The organism is Thiocapsa roseopersicina (genome assembly GCF_900106925.1).
GTDB lineage: Bacteria > Pseudomonadota > Gammaproteobacteria > Chromatiales > Chromatiaceae > Thiocapsa > Thiocapsa roseopersicina.
Map to the genome: position 1 here is coordinate 43,282 of NZ_FNNZ01000027.1, position 6,008 is coordinate 49,289.

General features: G+C 59.6%; 5 protein-coding genes. 1 reads left to right on the forward strand and 4 read right to left on the reverse strand.

From position 1 onward, the window contains the following. Window positions 1-64: 64 nt before the first annotated feature. The 3 genes from BLV04_RS20540 to BLV04_RS26200 all read right to left on the reverse strand — a co-directional run bounded on the left by BLV04_RS20540 (window position 65) and on the right by BLV04_RS26200 (window position 2,504). Window positions 65-1,321: a hypothetical protein gene (locus BLV04_RS20540; RefSeq protein ID WP_093036923.1), complete on the reverse strand. Its 1,257-nt coding sequence runs from the start codon at window positions 1,319-1,321 to the stop codon at window positions 65-67. Between the two features lie 77 nt (window positions 1,322-1,398). Next, window positions 1,399-2,076 (reverse strand): SH3 domain-containing protein, encoded by a 678-nt coding sequence (locus tag BLV04_RS20545; RefSeq protein ID WP_139191989.1) that lies wholly within the window; start codon window positions 2,074-2,076, stop codon window positions 1,399-1,401. Continuing rightward, window positions 2,067-2,504: an exonuclease domain-containing protein gene (locus BLV04_RS26200; protein WP_139191990.1), complete on the reverse strand. Its 438-nt coding sequence runs from the start codon at window positions 2,502-2,504 to the stop codon at window positions 2,067-2,069. Before BLV04_RS26200 ends, BLV04_RS20545 begins: the two co-directional genes overlap by 10 nt. Before the next feature lie 407 nt (window positions 2,505-2,911). On the opposite strand from BLV04_RS26200, the gene BLV04_RS20555 reads away from it, so the two are divergent. Beyond that, window positions 2,912-3,271, forward strand: coding sequence for a hypothetical protein (locus BLV04_RS20555; protein ID WP_093036930.1), 360 nt, complete (start codon window positions 2,912-2,914; stop codon window positions 3,269-3,271). Window positions 3,272-3,854: 583 nt separating this feature from the next. On the opposite strand, the gene BLV04_RS20560 is transcribed toward BLV04_RS20555, so the two are convergent. Further along, window positions 3,855-5,690, reverse strand: a complete 1,836-nt coding sequence (locus tag BLV04_RS20560; RefSeq protein ID WP_175534729.1) for a tetratricopeptide repeat protein — start codon at window positions 5,688-5,690, stop codon at window positions 3,855-3,857. Window positions 5,691-6,008: the final 318 nt, after the last annotated feature.

A 6,008-nucleotide genomic window follows, 5' to 3' on the forward strand; every position in this document is an offset into this window, starting at 1 on the left:
AGTGCACAGGGGACCGATCTCGGGTGTCGGCAGCAACCCCGGGGGGTGGATGTGCTGGACCGGTTCATGGTGGACTCGGCGTCGTCGCGGCAGTTGCGCGGCCTTGCTCGGTGAGCTTGACCATCGCCTCCATCGCCGTCCTCACGGCTCTGGAGTGCCCTTCCAGTGCAAGGAAGGCCAGCACGAGCGCGACGGACAGAAAGATCCCAAGTGCTCCGCCGATGACCGATAGCGTCACCCAACTCTGCGCCCTGGCCTCCAGCACGCGGCGCTCATGCTGGTTCATCAGGTCTCGGTTCTGCGCCAATGCCTGCTCGCGCGCGTACTCGGCTGCCTGGCGCTCCGCCCAGTATTCCTCCTGTAGTTGTTCAGCTTCCGCCGCCTCTTGCTCGAGGACCGACTGCCAGGCTTCGCAAAGACCTAAATAGAACGCATCGACGTTGGACGCAGTCAGCCGCGGACGGACCTCGTCGAAAGCGCGCCGGTAATTCGTGAGGAAGCGCTGGTCGGACGCGTTCGTCCCGCAGCGCCCCGGCACCTGTTCTGCCAGCTTGTACGCGGCGAAGTGGGCCGGGTTGACCTCTGGTTCGACGGTGCGCGCAATATCCCGTGCTATCGCCTGCAGCGGCGTCGGCTCCGGTTCGAACGCGGGTGCCGAGGCCGCCACCGGCGCCGCAGGCGCCGCAGGCGCAAGCCTCAGCGCGAAAGACAGCTCCGCGGGGGCCGATGCGAGGCCGTACGTATCCCGCGCGACAACGCGGACGGTAAAGGAGCGGCTGGTGGGCTCGGTGATGTCGCGCAGCGTGTCGCGGATTTCGGTCACGAGCGCTGCCCTGGCCGCCAAGCCGACCCGCTTCTCGGCGCCGTCACGAACACGCTCGAACAGCTCCGCATCCGGTCCCCCGATCAGACTCACGCCTTCCGGAAATGGTGCCAGCCCATTGGGGGTCTCGGCGACGAAATGCCCGAGGACCTGACTCTCGGACGGCGGCGCGCTGAGAGTTCCAGCAGTGACGTTGAAGCGAACGGCGCTCGGCGGTTCTAGGCGCGCCTGCACCAAGGCCAAGTCGACGGCTCGATCAGACGCATCGAGGAGAGGCTCGCCGGCCTGGTCGGCTGGCGGAACGGCGACCAATGCGGGTTGGCCGACCGTCGACACCTGTAGGAAGACGACATATAAAATCCCGCCGATCACGACGACCAGGCAGGTCAGCGCGATCAGAAGATAGACGCCCCGCGCGATCGGCAACACCAAGGCGCTCTGCAGCCGGAGCAGCCAGCGCCGGCCTTGCCTGTCAGTCTCGTTCACCATGACCTCCATTTGCCCATTCCGTTGTAACGCCGGTTCATAAGCCGATCCGAATCGCCGCCGATGGACGCCATGGTCGATGGGACACCCTAACGAATCAGATAACGCTCGAACACCCAGCCGACCTCGCCCTGGAAGCCGGTCCTGCACCAACGCCCGTCGGCCTTGCTCGTGACGCATTCAGCTAGTGTCAGCACCGTGTTGTGCGGGATCTTCAACAGCCGTTTGCCGCGGCGAATGCTCGGCTCGCTGCGCAAGGCCAAGAAGCCATCGTCTGGCGTGTTTACGCTTGCCGTATCGCGGCCTGAATGCGCGTCTGCGACCGGCTGATCTTCAAGCGGCGTTAGCGTTGGACGCCTATCCGCCTGACCGTCTGGGGTGTCTCCAACCAGAGGCCCCTGAAGACCCACATAGCTCGCCTTGCCATCGGCGAATGCCACCTCGCCATCGGGGTAGTGCCATAGCGCCGAATCCGGCGGGATCACCTCGATCCGCGCGGGCGCGCCGCGGGTGAGCATCACCTGTTCCATCGTCATCGCCTTGAGTACGGTACCGGCGAGGATGGCGTCCGTGATCTCGGCACCGTGCGCGTCTACCAGCGCCCTTCGCCGTTCCTGCTCCGGCGTTTCAGCGGGCGCTGACGCCTCGGCGATTGGCGCGAGAACGGCGGGCGTGCTTGAGCCCTCCGGTTCAGCGGCTTGCGTCGGTCCAAAAACCAAGGAGAGCGCGACCATGATCGTGGCTAGACAGCCCTGGATCATTCGCATCGCTGGGACTCCTGCATCGTTGCCTTGCAACAAGGACCTACGGCAACCGCACATCGTGCGAACTGTTTCGCGTCGCAACCCGTCTGCGGCCCCCGGTTACGCCGCCTTGGCGGATGCCATCGCGCAACAAAGCCTGGTCGGGACCGAACTGACGCCGATCCGCGAGTCGTTCCACCATAGTTGCCGAAGAAGTCCGCAACCTCGGCCAATGAGCCGCTTTGCGGGAGGTGCTTCGCGCACAATGGTTTTGCAGATTCGGCTGAGGTACTGGGTGAAGGGGGGATGTGCAGCCCGGAGCTCATAAGGCTCTGGTACTGATCGACGAGGCGTTCGTCACGGATCAAGACGGCGGCGATCTCGGTCCCACGAGCCCCGTAATCCGGCGAGAGACCGGTGGTTTCGAAGTCGATGACTACGACAGGATCCATCCTTCGTCCTTATCTCCTTGTTGTGGCTGAAGTGCTTGCTGGTCAAAGATTCCGATCGGACCCGTGGCATCTCAAACGCACGCTCGCGTCCAATGGTGCGCGACTGCCGTCCACGGATCCGGAACACTGCCCGAAGCATAGCACTGTCGGTCATATTCCACCCATGACGATCCCTGATCTCGGTCAAGAACTCGACTCGACTCCGCGCGATGCTCCGAGTTGTCCCCGTAATCGGCCGCTCGGAGGGATTCGCCCTCAACCGTCATTACCGATCAATCGTTGACTCAGCAACCAAACGGTGGAGGATCCAAGATGTCACGAGAAGGCGATCTCATGCGCAAGGCCTTCGCAAGCACCTTGTACCCGCACTCGTTGCGGCCGGCTTCGTCGGCAAGTCCATCCACTTCATGCGCCTGCGGGACGACGCCCTGGATCTGCTGTCGATCCAGTATTGGAAGAACGGCGGCAGCTTCATCCTCGAGTTCGGCCGGAGAGGTCGCGGGCCGCTGCAAACCGCATGGGGACCGGTCATTCCCGAGGAGTCGCTCGATGTCGTCTACCTGCCGGTGCGCGATCGTGCACGGATCCAAGAGCGCGATGCTCCGCCGGACGACACCTTTGCGGGCTTCAGCTTTGCCGGCTTCGGGGAGGATGTGGCCAAGTACGAGCGCCTGGCATTGCGGGTGGCGAGATCCTTTCCGCAGGTGGATGCCTGGTTGTCGCGACGCGAGATCGGTCCGGATATCGCTAGGTTCATCGGGGCCTGAACCCGCAATAGCGAACTTTCAGCGGCGAGCCCTGTTCTATGGCAACGGATCTGGGACCGCACTGCCGGTAGGCTAGTCGACTAGGCCCACATCCTCGCCATGCTGCGCGCACAGTGCCTCGCCCGGCACGGCCGGGCTGTCGCAGACCGCGCAACGTGGGACCGACGAGCCGGCTACGGCGGTGAGGCGACGACGCTTGTGTCTGATGACGGGAGCTGAACTGCCCTTGGCCGGATCGGCGATCGCCGGTGGATGCGATGCTGTCGCCGGATCGGAATCGATGGTATCGGGCATGGCGCTTTGCGCGGCCAATCGGTGGGTGAACCCGCACTCGGGACAGCACAAGAGTGGATGTTTCGGGGTACTGCACTCGGGGCATGCGTTACTGATCACTGAAATCCTCTATGTGTACCCGCCATCGCGGGCGATGCGTCGGACCGAAGACGGAACCCGCGCGCGCCCAGGCAAGCGGGAAATGTCCCACACTCGTCCGTTCTTCGAGTGCGGCCGCAACGCATATCCGGTACAGCATCGTTCGAAATCTATTGATTAAGTTGCGGAAAAGACCGCCGTTAATTGCGGCTCACGAGTTTTTGTCTTCTAATCCGATCCCGAGTACCGTCAGTGCGGGACCAGGTGCATCGTCGATGACGAAGCCAGTCAGTATCATCTCGAACTCAGACTGAGTTATATCGCCTGCATGTGCCGCACGGTTACGCGCTTGAGTCAACTTCGAAAGCCATCTTAACCAAGCTTTGTCGCGAAGTTTAACAGCGCCAGACCACGAAATTTCCGCAAGGTGTCTTCGCCACGATATCATTAATGACGAATCACCCTGATCAGGTCGTAATTGCGCTGCCCAAAGCGCATGTTGAATCATACCTAAACTCGGGGTTCGTCCCCGTTCCAAAGCATATACGAATTCCCGGATCTCCGGTTCGATGCCCTGATTATCGAACTTACAGGCATTCGCGAATGGCTGTGCGATACGTAGATAAAACTCTCGTTCGAACACTTTCGCGAGCAAGAGCGTCACGGAGAGCCGCAGCCACCCCACATCCGCGGCTTGAGTGCCCGCGGCAGTGAGCCAACCTCGCGTCGGCTCCGTAAACTGATCTATCCACGGCCATTCTCGTAGCTTGATCGACCCGTTAGCCCCCGCTCGCCGGAGTGCCACTTGCTCACCCAGGAAAGCTGCAGTATCGCGGCGCCCGGATCCTTCAAGTACCGGCCTAAACTGTTGGAGGGTTTCCGCGGCGCGATCGATATCCTCCGCCTCCAGATGACGGTTCACGACCCATTCGATCAGTTGAGGGTTACCGGGATGACGCTGAAGGAGTCCCAACGCCACGGCCCTCGATTCCGACAGTGGTGCCGTTTGCTCAATGACCTGAACGCGAACCCAATCGCTAAAAGAGCCAGAATTGGCGTATGCGAGGGCCTCGGCTGACTCTTTATCTGCGAGTACCGCGTCACCCTGTTGGAATGCCACCAGTGCGCTGAGAGATCTTAGTACAGGCCCGCAGTTCCCCAACCAAAACTTGAAGTCCTCAGAATCCTGCCCGGGACACTCAGAGGGAATCTCCAACAATCGATTCGCCGCAGATGCAATGTCGTCCTCATCCAGCGCGAGCAGAATCCTCGAAATTTCACGCGTAATCTGTGCATTAACTTGATCAAGCACCGATCTCGCCTCATCCCACTTACCGCGCAACCGCAGAAATTCGGCTTCGAGAACCATGTGATCACCTGTCCGTAGGAACTTCCCAATCGGTGACTTCAAAAATTCAAACAAGTCCACGAGATCATGCCAGCGAGAGCTAACCAAGAGATGTTTGCCAAAGTTCCAGTACCAATCGGAGAGATCCTTGGCGGGATTATTAGGAATCAGAGTAATGTCATCGCTCTGATTGATACCTATGACAAACCTACCCTCTGGCGCAAGCTGACCCTGATAGATCTCCAGAGCACCTTCGACATAACCGCGATCCGCAAGTCTTTCAGCTTTGGCAATCATTAGGTTTATTGAGGGCGTTTCGAGACCATCGATCGCGGTATCAAACTTTTCCACTAAATCCCATCGGCCACATGAAGCGGCAATACTTAGCCCGTTTGCTATAGGAAGCTCGAAGCGAGCATCATGCTCTAGCGCTAATAAATACTGCTCGATCGCGGCCTCATCCAAACCTGCGGCGCGAAAAACATTGCCCTTCATCGTGTAGCTTCGATGGCCCTCCTCCATCGGCATGCGTTTCGCCGTATTAATGGCTTTCTCATGATCACCCCTGATGGAATAGCAAGCTGCAAGGTTCGCCCAATATGAAGGTTCATGAGGATCTAACTTAAGTGCTCTTTCCATGGCAGAAAGCGCCAACTCCCCGTCATCGGCGTTCTCCGCCCGAACGCCGATGCTTGTCACAAATGCAGCGCGTTCTTCTCGCGGGATCTTGTCCGACAGTTCGAACGCGCGCCAGAGAAGGCGAGAAAGCGAACGCCATTCAATGTTCCTATTCTGAACCAGAGCGTCGACAATCGTCAGCAGTGCGACCGGATCCTTAGAACCTTTGCGCGCAAAATCGCTGAAAAACTTAAGCAGTTCAGAATCAGGAACCTTGCTGATCGTAACGCGGTGCTGTTGTAGATATACCTCTTATAGGCACAAACTGCACTTTCCTCATGTCGACTCTCAGCAATGCTCGATAACATTTTGACTCCGAGTTAAACTTGTCGCTACCGA